The organism is Sphingomonas sp. CFBP 13706 (assembly GCF_014842355.1).
Lineage (GTDB): Bacteria > Pseudomonadota > Alphaproteobacteria > Sphingomonadales > Sphingomonadaceae > Sphingomonas > Sphingomonas aerolata.
On record NZ_JACYVM010000001.1, the window covers coordinates 318,058 to 332,947 of the forward strand.

Here is a 14,890-nt window from a genome sequence, read left to right on the forward strand (position 1 = left end):
GAATTATGCTTCGAGCTATGTTCGCAGCCTTGATGCTGCTTGCCTTCCCGGCGGTAGCGCAGACCGTCCACGTCGTGACGGGTGCCGATCCGACGCCGAGTTACGAGGTCCGTGAGGGCGATACGCTCGTCCTTCGCAAGGCCATGGGGCGTGAGATGAAGGCGGACGGCAGCCGCGACCGCACCTTCGCTGCGTGGATCGATCGCGCCAATGGTCGCGGCTGGAACATGGTCGGCGCGTCGACGCTGGCCCTAATCGGCTACGAAGCCGGCAAGGGCTATGTTTATCGGCCGATGGACGCCGCCCCGCGTCCGTCCTCGACGCGGTTCGGCGTCAACCTGTCAGGCTGCGAGTTCGCTGCGTCGACGGCGCTCTGCCCAACCCCCGCGGATATCGATGCATATGCGGCAAAGGGGTTCACCCTGATCCGACTGCCGGTGCAGGATCTGCATCTGCGCGGTGACAACCTGGCGAAAATTGCCGCGCTGGTCGCCTATGCGCAGGGCAAGGGGCTGCAAGTCATCCTCGACCGGCATGACTACAAGCGGCACTCCGCAGCCGATGCGTGGGCGTTCTGGCGTGGAGTCCTGCCAGCCTTCTCTGCCGACACCCTGATCGAGCTGGCGAACGAGCCGGTTAAGGAATATCCGGCCGGGGCGAACCAGTGGATGGTGTCGGCGCAGGACACGAAGGATACGGTCGCGCTGTTCCGGGCGAACGGTATCACCAATCCGATCCTTTACGGCTCGCCAGGCTACAGCGCGACGTTCCGCTTCGTGAAATTCAAAAGCGCGAAGGCCCCGGCCGAGGGCATGGGTGATGCGATCGACCGCGTGGGCGGAATCGGCGACCCGTTGAACAAGACGTTCTTCAGCGGGCACCGGTACCTCGACAGCGGTAGCAGCGGGACGAAGGCGGCATGCGCAACGACCGGTGACGCTGGTATTGGCGAATGGGCGGCATCGATGCGCAAGCGCGGCATCAAGGGCTACTTCACCGAGTTCGCCTATGGCCGGCATTCAGGCATCCCAGCATCGTGCGCCGAGGTCGGCGCTGCGATGATGGCTGCGGTTAAGGCGAACAGCGACGTGATTCTGGGAACAACCGTCTGGGGCGGCGGCCGCGCGTGGCCCGAGGGCTATGCGTTCAAGGTTGAGTCGCCGAAAGGTACGTTCAAGACTGCCGCGGACAGCCCCTATGTCGCGCAGCTGACCGGGCGGTAGGCTCTCTCTCCCGCGGCGCCTCGTGGCCCTGCAGCTTTGCCGCGCCGCGTTGGCCCGATCGCGCACCGCGCCAATAATCCACCCTCTCCAAACGAAGGACTACCGTCATGGCGAACCGCCTCTATTCACTCTACAAGCAGAGCCTCCTCGGCGCTGGCGTCAACCTGGTAACTGGCACCGTGAAGGTGCAACTGGTCGACACCGGAGCCTATACCTTCTCGGATACGCACCAGTTCTTGTCCTCGATCCCCGCCGCAGCGCGCGTCGCGACCGCCGTGGCCCTTACGAGCAAGACCGTGGCCAGCGGCGTGTTCGACGCGGCCGACATCGTGTTCACGTCGGTCCCTGCGGGCACGAGCACGGCCGCGAATGTCGAGGCGCTCGTGATCTATCGCGACACGGGTGACGCGACGACGTCCGATCTTATCGCTTTCATCGACGCCGCGACGGGGCTGCCATTCACGCCCGACGGCGGGAATCAGAACGTGACGTGGCCATCGGCCGGCATCTTCAACCTTTAATCAGGAGGGCCGCGCCTTGGGCACGACCACGCAGAACGTCGCCGCCCTCGCGCGGGGATACCCTTATACGATCCAGCTACAGGTGCGCCCGGATTCGGACGACGACATTAGCCCCTTTCCGGAAGGCTGCACGCTTATCGCGGATGTCGCCGTCTACGCCGGCGGCACTGCGGTAGCGACGCTAAGCACCGATGACGGTACCATTGCGCGTATCGGTGATGACACGATCGAGCTTAAAATTCCGGCTGCGGCGACGAAACGGCTGACGAACACCACGGCCCAGATCGACGTGGTGCGCACGGACACATCCCCTGACCAATGGCTGGGCCTTCAGCTAAGTCTCCCCGTGATCCAGCCCATCGCCGCAGGGAGGGCGGAATCGTGACGCCAAAGCTTTTCATTACACGCCTACGTCGCGCGGCCACGGTCACGAGCGTAGGAATGTCGGTGCTGCTTATCGAAGCGCCGTGGTCCGGCTTCACCGCAGCGGGCGACATTCGCCCAGCGCTGATCGGTTCGACCTCGCAAGTAGGCTCACCAATGCTCTCCCCTGCCGATAGCGCGACGATCGAGCCTGTATTGATCGCGTCGGTCGCGCAGGTCGGCATGCCTGCGCTATCCCCTGCCATCGCCGTCACGATCTCGCCGGCGCTGATCGCTTCAACTGCGCAGGTCGGCGCTCCCACGGCCGCACCCGCCGGCGTCGCAGCAATTATCCCCGCGTTGATCGCCTCCACGGCTTTGGTCGGCCGGCCGATTATGTCCCCTGCGACGGCGCCGACCCTTACCCCCGCAATCATCTCGAGCGCGGCATTCGTGGGCGCACCTACGCTGGTGGCCGCAAGTGTCGCCGTATCGGCATCGCAAATGTGGAGCAGCACAGATAAGGGCGCGAATTACACCCTGTCAGACCGCAACCTCGTCTCGAGTTACACCTCGGGCAGCGGCGATCAGATTACTCGCGCGGCCACACCCGGCACCGGCAAGTTCTATTTTGAGGTGACGGCAGTCAACGCGGGTAGCCCGGTGAATATGCCGATTGGCTTGGCTGATTCCATCGTCGCAACCACTACTTTCTTGGGCGGCACGACGCGGTCTGTCGGCCTAGTTCCTGGGACCGGCAAAATCTTCTACAACAACAAAGAGAGCACGGCCGTCTATGCCATATTCACGAGCGGAGACGTTATCGGTGTGGCCGTTGACCGGACAATATCGCCAGCAGTCATGTATTATTCAAAGAACGGCATTTGGCTTGGCTCTTTCAATCCGGCCGCAGGCACGGGCGGTTTTGCCCTTCCCAACATGACCGACTTCATCCCGGCATTCTCGACGAACCGTATCGGCGCCAGCGCGCGGCTCAGCACCGGGCCAGCCACGCTTTACGCGCCTCCAACGGGGTTCAGCCCGCTAGTTACCGCGCCGACAGCATAAGGCCGCGCTCCTAGGCGACGATGCTCGCCATGCGATCGAAAGGCTCAATGTGAAAGGAGGTGGTGCCCATGGCCGGGTGCACCGAGTTTCGCCAGTCCGGCCCTTGCCTGATAGCATGGCAAGGGCAGACCCCCGTCGCGCAAATCGCGTGGGATGCCGCCGAGAGCGGCTGGTACATTAACTTCTTATCTGTCGAGCAACCTCAGCTGCTCGCACCGCTTCTGTCAAAATTCCGGAAGCTATGGCGCCGCAGCGGCAAGCCGACCCTCTCGTTTCATGCATCCCCCGATAATCAGGTCATCGGGAGGCTTATACGGATCCTCGGAGCTAACTGCTCTGGGGGCCTCTATACCATTGTCGACCTGGATCACTCCACCAAAGGAACTCGCCATGAGTGACAAGGAAAACCGCGCATACAAGAAGCTTTCGGCCAAGGGGCGCACGGCGTACGGCCGTGATCGAGCGAAAGACGCGGATGCCAATGGTGGCACGTTCAATGCCACCCTCGAGAAGCTGTACGCGGGCTATTACAACGCAATGTGACAGTTGGACGCCCGTCTCTAGGGAGCCGGGCGTCCCTTTGTGCAGCTCGCCTAAATCTACGAGGCGGCAACACCCGAAATTTTGACCGTGACTTTGACTTCCGACGCTTTCGAACGGCGACGAAACGCGCAGCCTATGATTCCAATGCCGAGGATCATCATTGCCCAAGTTGCCGGCTCTGGCACGGCGCTAATCCCGCCAACAGTCAATGTCCCCGTCCCGCCGCTGAAAAACCCCTCACCGTCTGGTCGACCGTCGGCTTCTAACAGATAAAAACTTCCCAATTTACCTAAGTATTCAGAAAGCGTCGGTAGATACCCAGGCTGCCTATCTACTCCGCCGAAGCTGGTATAAAAGATCGGGATCGATCGAGCTCCAGCGAAGCTGGCGGTTTTTGTCGCTTCATCATACGATGCATACAGCACTGGAGACAGGTATTCACCGAGAGAAGTCGTATAGCCAATCGATATTGCGCCATTAACTAGGTCATTATACTCTGTAAACTGACGATCATAGACGATTTGACCGGTAATTGCGTCTCCCGGCTTATAGTAGCCATATGCATCTGCGCCAAAAGTACCCGAAAAATTGAGAGTGACAATCTCGGCCTGCGCCCCCGCCGAACAACCAATAAGTGCCGCCGCAATAGCAATTTTCAGCATGATTCGTCCCCTTTTATTGCTTAACAAATCATGAATGTTCTCGGCGCCGTGAGTCAATCGAAACGCCTATGAGCGGTCTTAAAACCAGTCGGCCATTTTGAACCAGTGAACCTCGTCCTCCTTATGCCGTTCACAGCCGCAGATCAGATCTATGGTCCGGATACTGCGAAACCGCATATTTTCGAGGTCCACGGGGGCCGGATTGCTCACTGCAGTTGTCCCGCATTGATCGCGTCAACAGCAGCGGCAACACGGTGCCAATTTTTCACAGCGACAGTGTCTCCGATGGCAGCGACCATCTTATCGACGATATATTGTTCGGTATGTTCGCGGTGTTCGGCAAGGATCGCGCCAGCCTTTATCCAGACCTCTCGATCTTCCATCGGCCCAGCGTGCGCCATCAGCCAATTATGACCACGCTCAGTCGCTCCGTCGTGCCGTCCTTGAAGTGGACCACCACCCGGTCGGGAAGCACGTCGGCGCGCATCTTCAGTACGCGGCCATGCTCGCTGCGGACCTGAACGATCACGTCAGGTCCAAGGTCATGCTCGAACACGGCGACGTCCTTCGTCTTATCCGCGGCGATCGTATGGACGATCTTGCGTACGCTCACTTGTCGAGGTTACGTCGCTCGATCTCGGCGAGCAGTGCTTCAGCATCCAGGCTGTCTCGTTCGCCATCGGTTTCTCTATAGGCCTTGATCAGGTCCTCATCCGTTGCCCCGACGACTAGTTCACCAATCTGCTGCTGCATGTCGACGATCGCGACTGCCGACATTGGGTCCGCCCACATCGATCCGACCGACGTGTCGATCCCCGGGGTCGGCATGAGCGCGATCACATCCTGCGCAGCCAGAAGCCGCTGCAGTTCGGCTAGGAGGGGTGAAGCAATCAGGGGCTCGGACATATCTCCAACCTAGGCGTGGCCAATCGATTCGGGCAAACTATCTTCGTGAACGGACTGACCGCCTCCATCGTTGGCATCGACGTCCCGAATGAGGACAAGAGCAAGAGCAACCGGCACGCCTGCACGCCGCCCCGGCTGATTCCGCTAGGGTGACAGCAATAAATCAAAAACTTCCGCCAACGCGGTGATGCCGGACGTTTTTCTTGGCGGCGGTGCCGGAACGAAGCTATTGGGACGCGTGGCCCTCGGTCAGTCCAGTGATCCCAATGTTTGTCAGCACCGAAGGGCTTGATCCCATCTCGTATCTGTCCGGCCTAACCATGAATGTCCCCACCGCGTTTGCGCAACCGCCTATCTGGCGACCGCGCGGCCTGCCCCGATGGTCGCCGCACTTGAATTCTTGCGAGCCTGCGACCATCGATTACGCGTAGAGCCGCCGGCAGAGCGCCGATCAATCACTACCGATATAGCCGAGCTTCAAGCCTGATGGGCTTTCAGGGCGTCGGCACCCCCCAAACCATGGATACCGGGCCCTATTCGCTGCCGGATAGGGCTTGCTTAAGGGCCTTGAATTATGGACGTCGCATCTGATCACAAGGGGCAGGCGCCCGGCTCCATTCGCCGTTCATTCCTGTGGGCGGCAATCGGTCAGACGGGGATGCTCGTCATACAGTTTGGCAGCTCGGTCGTGCTGGCGCGGATCCTGACCCCGTACGAGCTTGGCGTGTTCGCGATTGCGCTTGCAACGGTCGGCATGATCACCGCGTTTCAGTCGCTTGGCCTTGGCAACTATCTGATCCGCGCCGACGTCGTGGATCGCGATGTCCTGTCGTCGGTCTTTAGTGTCAACATTCTGCTGTCTCTGGCTATCAGCGCGATCATTGTCGCATTCGGCCTGCTAGGCCAGGCGCTGTTCAAAGATCCCGGGGTTCAGACGGTGCTGTTCTGGATCGCCTGGACGCCGCTGATCAATGCTCTGTCGCTGGTCCCAACCGGACTGCTCCAGCGAGAGGGAAACTTCAAATCGATCTCAACGATCCGCCTGATAAGTTCTCTGACGGGGACGGTCTGCACAGTCCTATTCGCGATCGCGGGCTTTAGTTACATGAGCCTCGCCTATGGCAGCGTCATAACGGCCGTCATGGGTTCAGTTGCGACCTGCCTCGTCGCCCCGCGCCACGTCCAGTTCCGCCTGGGCACCCGTCACTGGCGCGACATCTACAAGTTCGGCTCACGGATGCTGATGATCAATGGCGTCGTACAGATGCAAAACCAAGTATCGAATTTTGCGCTGGGCAATCTTAGCGGGCTGTCGGCCCTCGGTCTCTATTCCCGCGCGAACAACCTTTTCAGCATCCTGTCGGATAACGTGCATACCGTTCTCGCGCGGGTTCTAATCGCCGACTTTGCCCAGATCGCACGCGACGGCGCACCGTTGCGGTTACGCTACCTTCGAGTGCTCGAATTCATGACCGCGATTTTATGGCCGGCCTTCGCCGGCATGGCCGTTCTGGCGGGGCCAATGGTCTACATCCTCTACGGCGCGAAGTGGACCGCGCTTGCGCTTCCGCTGGCGGTGCTGTGCTTCAACGGAATCCTGTGGGTTTCGGTTACGATGGCGTGGGAGCTCTTTGTGGTCGCGAAGGAGACCTCGAAACAGGCACGGTTCGAAATTATCCGGGCGACTGTTGGGGTTGCGCTGTTCGTGACCGGCGCACTGTTCAGCCTCACCGGCGCCATGGTGGGCCGCGTCGCCGAAGGCATGTTCGCCGTATTCCTCTATCTGCCGCACATCAAGAGAATGACGGGAAGCCACGACGGAGACTTTCTCCCTATCTATAGACGCAGCGCGGTGGTCACCATCGCAGCGATCTGCCCGCCGCTCCTGCTGATGATGTGGCACGGATGGGATGCCCGGACCCCGTTCGTGCAAGTCGCGATGTCGGTCGTGGCCGGTGGTCTGCTCTGGGCGCTCGCGCTTCTCTACTACCGTCACCCGATCATCACCGAGCTGCGCGGCCTGGCGGCTCGACGCCGGTCCGCCTAGCCAGCCTATCGTCCCGGGTCACCGCCCGACGAGCGTCTTGACCCGGGTCCGCAGCGTGCCCGGGAGCGCGACGCGGAATAGGATCCGTGCCATCACGGTCGGCAGGCGTTTCGCCGGCGCTAGCACCAATGCCTCTGCGATCAGCCCCTTGATGGCGAGGCGCACGGCGGTTCCGATTATCAATTCCTGCAGCGTGACGCGATTGTCCGGCGTCATGATATTGCCATGCGCGTTCAGTGCATCACGGATAAACCGGCAATCCTCGACCGATGGCTCGAACGGTCTGTAAAAGCACAGCTCGACGAATTTCGCAGAGAGTGCCACTGCAAGCCAGTCCTGCTCCGCCGGGGTCAGCTGCGCGCATCCCACCGTGTAGAGGTCCGCCATCGTCGTCGCCTGCTTGATTGCGTCGTACAGCGCGGGATCGAACACTAGATCCGGCACGGTTCGCATGCGACGTTGCGCCGAGATTGCGACGAGCTGCGCGCACAAGGCCCCGCGGCGCCCGGCAATGACCGACTGGCTCGTAATGCTGCCATCATGCATTCGGTAACTGCCCAGCGGTTCGGTAAGATTGTGCAGCCGACCGAAGCCCTGAAGCCGCCAATACAGATCGGAATCCTCCGCGATCAGTAGAGGGCGATAGCCACCGGCCGCGTGAAAGCTTTCGGCACGCACCATCAACATCGGCTGAAGCAGGTAGGGCTCGGTTGCAGGGATGCTGAACGGATCAGCGCGCGCGAGATCGCGAAGCCGCGTCAGCGTGCCGAGCCAGCGCCCGTCCGCGTCGATTTGCCGTGCCGCGCCCGCGACCGCAACACAGTCGGGGTTTGCCTCGAGATAGCGGATCTGCCGCTCTAACCGGTCTGGGTTCGACAGGTCGTCGGCATCATGCCGGGCGATAAAAGGGGCGGTGCAGGCCGCAAGCCCCGCATTGAGTGCCGCGACGATCCCACCATTGGCCTGCGTGATGACGTGGATGCGCGGATCCTGTCGCGCGGCCTGTGCGAGCAGTTCCGGTGAATTGTCAGTCGAGCCGTCATCGACGATGATGATCCGGATGTCTCGAATCGTTTGCGCCTGGATACTGGCCAAGGTCTCAGGCAGGAACCGGCCGGCGTTATAGGTCGACATGAGCACGTCGATTTGGGCAGTCAAGGGGCGTCCTTCATGCGAGTTGCTGGCGGTCGTTGCTCTCGCGGCACGGTCCGGGTCAATGCATAACGGCAAATTATCTTGTTAAGAACTCAGACGGCGAAATCGACCGTCGCTGGCGCGTCAGCGTGAACAAATCCCGTCCTAGTCTCGAGCTATGTAGAGCGGCTGGTGGGGCGCTAATAGTCCAGCAGCGCCTCGTCCCCGGGCAGGTAGGGCTCTTCGGTCAGGTTCATTGATCGGATCGTCGTCGTCGAGCCGACCGGGCCGCGATGCAGCCGCCCAGGCCGCGCGGCCTTCGGGCGCTTGCCGCACCTCTCGCACCGAACATTGTCGACACCAACGGCACGCAAACGCACGAAGAATTCTACTGTAGATCGCTCACCCTGCCTCTTGAGGACACCGGATCGTCGTACGGACGCCAATACACTGCTAGCAATTAGTATTAATGAAATATTAACCTTTTAGCATTGGTTGCGCCGAGATGGTCGGCGTTTTCTAGCAGCCTAGAAGGGGACCGAAAATGCGTTATTGGATCGTCGACAAGCCAATTAAGTGATCAGGGCGCCCGGTTCGAAAGAGCCGGGCGTTTCACCGAAGCTGCAGCGACCTGTCTGCGGGCAGGTAGAGCGCTTCGGTCGGTTCAACGACTAGATGATTAATGCGCCGGTTGCGAACTAGTGCGGTTGTGCTGCCTGCAGGCTTCCCGACACTAACCCGCGCACGACGTTACGATATAGTAGGCATTGGTTTTGTTTCGCGACACCCTCGCCCCATGGAATGAAAATTGTCACTAGTCGCGATCAGTATTTCTGCCATCATTCTCGCATGATGATTCTGTACGGCGTACTCGCGATCGTTTGGGGCCTCCCAATCGCTATTATCCTGGCGACCTCGGTTGGCTATGGTGTCTCTACTCGGTTCGCCCGGTTTATGCGGATACACCTTGGGCTCTGACGCCACCGATTAGAGGCGGTCGCATTCATCGCTGCGGCGACGCCCGTTCGATCATCAGGTAAAGCCTGGGGCTGGACCTTCGCCTGCCTGTACGGCCATCGCGATGATGTGTTGGATAACTGGCTCCGGAATGGCGTTGGCCACGTCAAGCCCGAATTGATCACGATAAGACCAAGCTACCCAGCCCGAGTACGTAGCGAGCCCCGGTATATCGATTGAGAGAAACCGTCCGACAGTGACCCCGTATTCTGAGCGAATCTTGAAGCCCAGAGTCGACACATTTTGAATGATTGCCGAATGCTTATCTCCAAGAGACGTTATAAGTACGGCCGGATGACTCATGGCCGTTCGGTTTGAGCACCGCCGATCAAGCGGATTGGTGCCGGCATTAGCCATCGAGCGGCGATAGGTGTTCATGGGGCTATCGTCCGTCAGGGGCGCTAAGATCTGGTTATGTTTGGATTTAACCCCGTCCCGTGGCGCATTGCAAAGGCCCACCGCCCCTTGCAAGTTCTCGTTATGACACACTTGTCACAGCAGCGGTTTATGGACGATCATTCCGCGGGTCACGTTAATGCATCCGCCCGTTGTTAATCGTGTCGACAGCGGCAGCAACACGCGCCCAATCGCCGATCTCGGCTTCGGGGCCCACGATCTGCAGCAAGGTATCGACCATCGGCTCTGATACAAATAGTCTACGTGCCTCGACGATCGTCATCGCCTTAAGCCAAACTTCTCGAGTGCTCATCATAGCCCGAGCTTACGCCGCCTAATCTCGATCGTCAGCGTGTCCGCTATCGGATCGCCGTCATTCCTATCGGTTTGCTCGTATGCCTCTAGCGAACTACGATCATCGCGGAACTTAGTGACATCGGAATGCACTGACGGTGTGGTCATATCCTAGAACTATGCGCGATTGCCCAATCCGAGCAAGGTATCACGCCCCGCAAAGACACCTTCTGAATAACGTCCAGAGCGGCAGTAGAGCGTCCAGCCGTCGTGACGAAATATTTGGTAAGCTTTAAGCAGCGTCTCCATGACAGGGCTTTAGAATGACGCTTCGAGGCCTTCATCGAGGCCTGAAATTACCGATAGGACATGGTGTCGTTTTGAGGCACATTTATTGCATTCATAGGTCGTTAGTACGTGCTAGGTACAACGAGACGCGAAATTAAGACGTCGAATTTAGGTGCGCGTGGTCTTGCACGCATTCTGTTGGGACAGTTTTTTGCAGACCTTTGGTGCCCCACTTTCGCCGATGCTCGAGAAGTTTGCTTTAAACACAGCCTTGGCAGTGGATGATTGTGCGGCCATAGTGGCGCTTCCCCTTTCGTTACATTTCTACAATCCGGGCAAACATATAATAAAGAACGACGCCACGTCTACGGAATTTCAGGTTCTTGTCTCAGGGTTTGCTATTGCATATAAAGTTACGGGTGATGGATTTCGCCAGATTGTCGGCTTTCGACTACCGGGTGACATAATTAACATTCAGCATATGCAATTTCCGTATAATGATTGCAGCGTGCAGGCGACAGCGTACTGTATGGTAGCCGCGGTAGACGAGACGTTAATCCGCAACTTGACCTGCAAGCGCCCGATCATTTTGAATGCGATAATGGCAAGCGCTCTGATCGAGGCCTCGATTTCTCGCGAGTGGATCGTGAATATCGGACGCCGTAATGCCCGAGCGCGGATAGCGCATCTGTTCTGCGAGCTTGCGAGTAGGCTTGATCCATGCCGGCTAGCAGAAGATCAGCCATTTAGGTTGCCTTTGACGCAGCAACAGATTGGCGATGCTGTCGGATTGACAGCGGTTCACGTCAACAGAACGATCAAGGGTCTAATAAAGGACGGCCTTCTCGAGCAAGACCGCCACCTAATTTCGTTTCCTGCCTGGGACCAGCTCAAAAGCGTAGCAGGCTTTAACCGTCGCTACCTCCAACTCGATCAGAAGGCCGCTGCACTCGGACATTCCCAATGACGGATCGAGCGACCGGCGCGGAACGGAAAATACCCGCCGACATGGGCGCGCGCATAGCTCGACGGAAAGCAGCTAGATTTGATAGTTTTCCATTGAAGGCTCGCCGCAGCGCGGAAACAACGCTGTTAGAAAGCGTAATGCGAAAGTCTGCACGCTTAAGCCCTATGTCCGCTCTCGCATGGATCGCGCCAATTTGGGCGGGGCTTTTTGTCCTCGATGCTGTGACGGGCCCGCTCTACTCGTTGAACTCAGCTTACCTTGTTCCACTATGTCTAACGACTTGGTGCTTCGGACGGATCGCTGGCCTCATCGCCGGCACCTCGGCAATTGTCACAACGCTACATTTAAATGGCTTCGCCGATCAACTGTCAGCTAGGGCAACCTCTATTACTGCCGCAGCGGCTGTTTGGAATGCCTCGATGCTTGTCCTTGGAGTGATCTTTATAATCCTCCTCGTGAGTGCATTCCGTCGAGCGTTCGACCACGAGAGCAGGAACGCGTTGATGGACCCACTCACAGGGCTGGGCAACCGAAGGTCCTTTCAACGTGAGGGCAAGCGACAAGAGTCTTCGGCTGCTCGAGATCGCAGGATCCTATTGTGTGGCGTGATAGACTTGGATGGATTTAAGGCGGTAAACGACCAGTATGGACATGCCGCAGGCGATGAGGTGCTGCGTATCGTCGCCCATGCACTCAGCGCGTCCGTTCGGCCTTACGATATCACTGCACGCCTTGGAGGTGATGAATTTGCGTTTTGCTTAACAGTTCGAGACGAGGCCGCGGGTGAGCGAAAGTCTAGCACCATTCATCAGGCGTTGATAGCTGCGCTGGAAACCTCACAGTGGCGTGCAACGTGTAGCTTGGGCGCTGCCACAGGAAGCGACTTTGAGCAGGCCATTCGAATTGCCGATAAGATCATGTACGAAGCAAAGTCGATCAAGAAGTCTACGGCATCCTAGTGACAATCAACACTAATATGATGAACTAATAATAAGCGTTTTCGTCGAAGCGAAATAGAAAGCGGGGCTTTGCGAAAGTCTGCTTCAGAGGCTCAACGCCTATTGTGGTTGATCCGTTATAGTATCTCGCAACGCACACCTTCGCACCATATACGACCAGTGCAACAGCTGAAGCGCAAGCCTCAAACAATCAGTTCATACGGTGAACTTTTCAAATGTGATTACAATCAGTCAGGCTTAAGTCGCAGCCCAGCTTCCTTCATCGCCACCTGCCCTAGGGCCACAGCGCTGGCGTCTATAAGCGAATCCGCGAGTTTGATGGCCGCTGCGGGGGAAAGGGTCAGCGTGATCCCTGCCCCTTCAAGCCGAACGCAGCTTTTCCAGGGCGTCGCGGTAAAGCACTCAGTATCCAGTACGACGACCATCCATCTCCTATCGTCAAGCCGCAGGTGCCTGAATGGTCTAACGTATCATATTATAGATTGATTATGCGATTTATCTTAAGGGCATAGCGACGTTGTCTGGATCTCAGCAGCATCCGATGCACAGGCCTGGTGGTCCAAGCCTCCGAGCCACGCTCAGTGAGACAGCTAACGGTCGCGTAGACACACCAGCGGTCCGCTCCGCCCTGCGCTGTCTCTGGCATCACTGCCCCGAGCGCTGGTCCGTCGTGATGTTTGGGCGGGCGCGCAGCAGGATAACTAAATCCGTCGGAGGCAGAGTGTGACGGCCTCGTTCATCGGCATTGTGCGGCAGCTGCGTCGAACGGGCGCATATACCGAAGCCAGCAACGCGCGGGCAGCATCGGCAGCAAAAATTTGCAGTTAATCGACTTTAACCGCGTGAAGTTGCAATTACTAAACATCTTTAATGCATAAATCCCCTTGTCGAAAGACGAGCACTTTTAACTTTGGGGGTTCAAATGCGCTACTGGCCAATCGGCAAGCCCATCCGCGGGTAATATTGTCATCAGCTTGGGAATAACCATTGTCATAATTGACACATCCCGCAGGGTGTAAAGAAGTCCGTGATTAGGACAATGGTGAACCTTACAACGGCTGAAGTAAAAATGCCCGGCTTTCCGAGCCGGGCATTTTTGCGTTCTCGATCGCGTCATATTCTTTACCGGCATCTCATCGGTGCAAGCCAGATGAGCAAGGCCAAGGGGTTTCACTGCCTTTTACCTAGCAGTGTACGCAGTCTTAAACAGACCGCCTACCATATAACCAATCACAGGCGTTCGCTACGCCACACTACTGCAGCGGCCCCTCGTTGATCGCATCGACAGCTGCAGCAACGCGCGCCCAATCGGAGTGGTGGGGATCATCGCCCATTATATCGAGCAGAGTGGCGACGACAGGTGCCGACTCCAGTACGCCATGCGTCCGGACAACGTCCCACGCCTTCAGCCACACTTCTCGGTCGCTCATCATCGAGCAAGGCTATGCGTCAGCGGCCGATTCGGGCAAACTATCTGCACATCGCAATGAGCTGCTTTAAGGGTCAAGTCTTCCGACAATTGCTCCGACGGCAATCACGGCCGCAATGAGCGCCCAACCCTCCCACGTTCGCGGCGTCCATCCTATGCCAACGACCTTTGGCTGAAACCATGTTCTAGGATCGTTCATTTCAACTCCGTAAACGTCGAGTCGTCGGTAGGCCCGGATAGGATAGTCTCTACGACACGCCGGGCAAAACATTACATCATCGCCATGGACAAACTGACTACCTCCATAGTCGGCATCGACCTCCCGAACGAGAACACGAGCAAGAGCAACCGACGTATGGAAGGCATGCTTTGCGCGCCGGGCGACGCGGTCGAGCTTGGCCTCGAGCCGGCCAACCCATACGACGAAAACGCCGTTGCGATCTTTAGCGCGCGCGGCATCCAGCTGGGCGACGTCAGCGCCGAGCGCGTGCCGCTGATTGGCAAGCGGATGAAGGAAGATGAGGCAATCGCCGTCTTTCAGTCGATGCACGGAAGCGGAGCGTACATCCGAATACGGCTCGGAGGCGGCGTTCTGCCCTGCCCGATCGGGTCCCCGATGTTCTGAAACCCCCGCCTCCCCGCTAGGTGCGGCCGGCCCAGCGGCCGGTCTATGACCCCTCGCATTCCGCCCGGACGAACAAGGCCCCGAGTTTGGCGCTTAACATTGGTCTTGAAGTGCGGTTTGACCTATGTTGGCCATATGAAGCCCAGCAAGTTCGTCCCGTACTATGAGCGACTGCTGGGGCGAACCCTGGGTCCTGACGAACTCGACGCAATCGCCAAGGCCCGCGGAGATAGCATTGGGAAACGGGACGCCGTCAAATCAATGCGTGCCGCGTTGCTCGAACTGGTGCCTGACGCGCACGCCAGTTACCGGAATCTCGATCCAGCGTGATTGCCGGTCTGCGATCTCCACGCGTTCTACCTGGATGAGGATGGTCCCGAATGGGGCGCCTGACCGATCGCGTCACGCTGTTGCCGGCGTGCGGAGGTGCACCCAGCCAGCAGCTGAT

18 protein-coding genes are annotated in these 14,890 nt (G+C 58.4%); 10 read left to right on the forward strand and 8 right to left on the reverse strand.

The window, feature by feature from the left end:
• Positions 1-17 precede the first annotated feature (17 nt).
• From IFS44_RS01460 to IFS44_RS01480, 5 genes are all read left to right on the forward strand, one after another.
• Positions 18-1,223, forward strand: coding sequence for a cellulase family glycosylhydrolase (locus IFS44_RS01460; protein ID WP_192097231.1), 1,206 nt, complete (start codon positions 18-20; stop codon positions 1,221-1,223).
• Between the two features lie 107 nt (positions 1,224-1,330).
• Positions 1,331-1,744 (forward strand): hypothetical protein, encoded by a 414-nt coding sequence (locus IFS44_RS01465; RefSeq protein ID WP_166748155.1) that lies wholly within the window; start codon positions 1,331-1,333, stop codon positions 1,742-1,744.
• A 16-nt stretch (positions 1,745-1,760) separates the two neighbouring features.
• Positions 1,761-2,129: a hypothetical protein gene (locus IFS44_RS01470; protein ID WP_192097232.1), complete on the forward strand. Its 369-nt coding sequence runs from the start codon at positions 1,761-1,763 to the stop codon at positions 2,127-2,129.
• A gap of 56 nt (positions 2,130-2,185) precedes the next feature.
• Positions 2,186-3,175 carry an SPRY domain-containing protein gene (locus IFS44_RS01475; RefSeq protein WP_192097233.1) on the forward strand — a complete coding sequence of 330 codons (990 nt, stop codon included), beginning with the start codon at positions 2,186-2,188 and terminating at the stop codon, positions 3,173-3,175.
• A 390-nt stretch (positions 3,176-3,565) separates the two neighbouring features.
• Complete coding sequence (locus IFS44_RS01480; protein WP_192097234.1) at positions 3,566-3,718, forward strand: hypothetical protein; 153 nt, start codon at positions 3,566-3,568, stop codon at positions 3,716-3,718.
• Positions 3,719-3,774: 56 nt separating this feature from the next.
• Here IFS44_RS01480 and IFS44_RS01485 read toward each other — a convergent pair whose 3' ends face one another.
• From IFS44_RS01485 to IFS44_RS01500, 4 genes are all read right to left on the reverse strand, one after another.
• Complete coding sequence (locus IFS44_RS01485; RefSeq protein WP_192097235.1) at positions 3,775-4,380, reverse strand: PEPxxWA-CTERM sorting domain-containing protein; 606 nt, start codon at positions 4,378-4,380, stop codon at positions 3,775-3,777.
• Between the two features lie 206 nt (positions 4,381-4,586).
• The gene (locus IFS44_RS01490; protein WP_192097236.1) at positions 4,587-4,763 is read right to left on the reverse strand and encodes a hypothetical protein; all 177 of its coding nucleotides are present in this window, start codon (positions 4,761-4,763) and stop codon (positions 4,587-4,589) included.
• 17 nt (positions 4,764-4,780) lie between these two features.
• On the reverse strand, positions 4,781-4,993 hold the full coding sequence (locus IFS44_RS01495; protein WP_192097237.1) for a hypothetical protein: 213 nt from the start codon (positions 4,991-4,993) through the stop codon (positions 4,781-4,783).
• On the reverse strand, positions 4,990-5,286 hold the full coding sequence (locus tag IFS44_RS01500; protein ID WP_192070258.1) for a hypothetical protein: 297 nt from the start codon (positions 5,284-5,286) through the stop codon (positions 4,990-4,992). Before IFS44_RS01500 ends, IFS44_RS01495 begins: the two co-directional genes overlap by 4 nt.
• 574 nt (positions 5,287-5,860) lie before the next feature.
• Here IFS44_RS01500 and IFS44_RS01505 point away from each other — a divergent pair.
• Positions 5,861-7,333 carry a lipopolysaccharide biosynthesis protein gene (locus tag IFS44_RS01505; protein WP_192097238.1) on the forward strand — a complete coding sequence of 491 codons (1,473 nt, stop codon included), beginning with the start codon at positions 5,861-5,863 and terminating at the stop codon, positions 7,331-7,333.
• An 18-nt stretch (positions 7,334-7,351) separates the two neighbouring features.
• Here IFS44_RS01505 and IFS44_RS01510 read toward each other — a convergent pair whose 3' ends face one another.
• The 3 genes from IFS44_RS01510 to IFS44_RS01520 all read right to left on the reverse strand — a co-directional run bounded on the left by IFS44_RS01510 (position 7,352) and on the right by IFS44_RS01520 (position 10,163).
• Positions 7,352-8,491: a glycosyltransferase family 2 protein gene (locus IFS44_RS01510; protein WP_197977711.1), complete on the reverse strand. Its 1,140-nt coding sequence runs from the start codon at positions 8,489-8,491 to the stop codon at positions 7,352-7,354.
• 1,008 nt (positions 8,492-9,499) lie between these two features.
• A complete protein-coding gene (locus IFS44_RS01515) occupies positions 9,500-9,862 on the reverse strand; it encodes a PilZ domain-containing protein (protein ID WP_192097239.1) in 363 nt (120 codons plus the stop codon).
• Positions 9,863-10,016: 154 nt separating this feature from the next.
• Positions 10,017-10,163 (reverse strand): hypothetical protein, encoded by a 147-nt coding sequence (locus IFS44_RS01520; protein ID WP_167396771.1) that lies wholly within the window; start codon positions 10,161-10,163, stop codon positions 10,017-10,019.
• Between the two features lie 510 nt (positions 10,164-10,673).
• Here IFS44_RS01520 and IFS44_RS01525 point away from each other — a divergent pair.
• Together IFS44_RS01525 and IFS44_RS01530 are read left to right on the forward strand one after the other, a co-directional pair.
• A complete protein-coding gene (locus tag IFS44_RS01525) occupies positions 10,674-11,429 on the forward strand; it encodes a Crp/Fnr family transcriptional regulator (protein ID WP_192097240.1) in 756 nt (251 codons plus the stop codon).
• Between the two features lie 164 nt (positions 11,430-11,593).
• On the forward strand, positions 11,594-12,388 hold the full coding sequence (locus tag IFS44_RS01530; protein ID WP_206757802.1) for a GGDEF domain-containing protein: 795 nt from the start codon (positions 11,594-11,596) through the stop codon (positions 12,386-12,388).
• Positions 12,389-13,641: 1,253 nt separating this feature from the next.
• Here IFS44_RS01530 and IFS44_RS21870 read toward each other — a convergent pair.
• Positions 13,642-13,818, reverse strand: coding sequence for a hypothetical protein (locus tag IFS44_RS21870; protein ID WP_206757803.1), 177 nt, complete (start codon positions 13,816-13,818; stop codon positions 13,642-13,644).
• 282 nt (positions 13,819-14,100) lie between these two features.
• Between IFS44_RS21870 and IFS44_RS01535 the strand changes: the two genes are divergently transcribed.
• Both IFS44_RS01535 and IFS44_RS21875 read left to right on the forward strand, forming a co-directional pair.
• Complete coding sequence (locus IFS44_RS01535) at positions 14,101-14,442, forward strand: HIRAN domain-containing protein (RefSeq protein ID WP_192097242.1); 342 nt, start codon at positions 14,101-14,103, stop codon at positions 14,440-14,442.
• Between the two features lie 135 nt (positions 14,443-14,577).
• A complete protein-coding gene (locus tag IFS44_RS21875; protein WP_206757804.1) occupies positions 14,578-14,772 on the forward strand; it encodes a hypothetical protein in 195 nt (64 codons plus the stop codon).
• Positions 14,773-14,890: the final 118 nt, after the last annotated feature.

Excerpts from the sequence above, each read along its gene's own strand:
- IFS44_RS01535 (WP_192097242.1), top strand. The coding sequence starts at position 14,101 with ATGGACAAACTGACTACCTCCATAGTCGGCATCGACCTCCCGAACGAG.
- IFS44_RS01490 (WP_192097236.1), bottom strand. The coding sequence starts at position 4,763 with ATGGAAGATCGAGAGGTCTGGATAAAGGCTGGCGCGATCCTTGCCGAA.
- IFS44_RS01485 (WP_192097235.1), bottom strand. The coding sequence starts at position 4,380 with ATGCTGAAAATTGCTATTGCGGCGGCACTTATTGGTTGTTCGGCGGGG.
- IFS44_RS01520 (WP_167396771.1), bottom strand. The coding sequence starts at position 10,163 with ATGACGATCGTCGAGGCACGTAGACTATTTGTATCAGAGCCGATGGTC.
- IFS44_RS21875 (WP_206757804.1), top strand. The coding sequence starts at position 14,578 with ATGAAGCCCAGCAAGTTCGTCCCGTACTATGAGCGACTGCTGGGGCGA.
- IFS44_RS01465 (WP_166748155.1), top strand. The coding sequence starts at position 1,331 with ATGGCGAACCGCCTCTATTCACTCTACAAGCAGAGCCTCCTCGGCGCT.
- IFS44_RS21870 (WP_206757803.1), bottom strand. The coding sequence starts at position 13,818 with ATGAGCGACCGAGAAGTGTGGCTGAAGGCGTGGGACGTTGTCCGGACG.
- IFS44_RS01475 (WP_192097233.1), top strand. The coding sequence starts at position 2,186 with ATGTCGGTGCTGCTTATCGAAGCGCCGTGGTCCGGCTTCACCGCAGCG.
- IFS44_RS01460 (WP_192097231.1), top strand. The coding sequence starts at position 18 with ATGTTCGCAGCCTTGATGCTGCTTGCCTTCCCGGCGGTAGCGCAGACC.
- IFS44_RS01500 (WP_192070258.1), bottom strand. The coding sequence starts at position 5,286 with ATGTCCGAGCCCCTGATTGCTTCACCCCTCCTAGCCGAACTGCAGCGG.
- IFS44_RS01515 (WP_192097239.1), bottom strand. The coding sequence starts at position 9,862 with ATGAACACCTATCGCCGCTCGATGGCTAATGCCGGCACCAATCCGCTT.
- IFS44_RS01530 (WP_206757802.1), top strand. The coding sequence starts at position 11,594 with ATGTCCGCTCTCGCATGGATCGCGCCAATTTGGGCGGGGCTTTTTGTC.
- IFS44_RS01480 (WP_192097234.1), top strand. The coding sequence starts at position 3,566 with ATGAGTGACAAGGAAAACCGCGCATACAAGAAGCTTTCGGCCAAGGGG.
- IFS44_RS01505 (WP_192097238.1), top strand. The coding sequence starts at position 5,861 with ATGGACGTCGCATCTGATCACAAGGGGCAGGCGCCCGGCTCCATTCGC.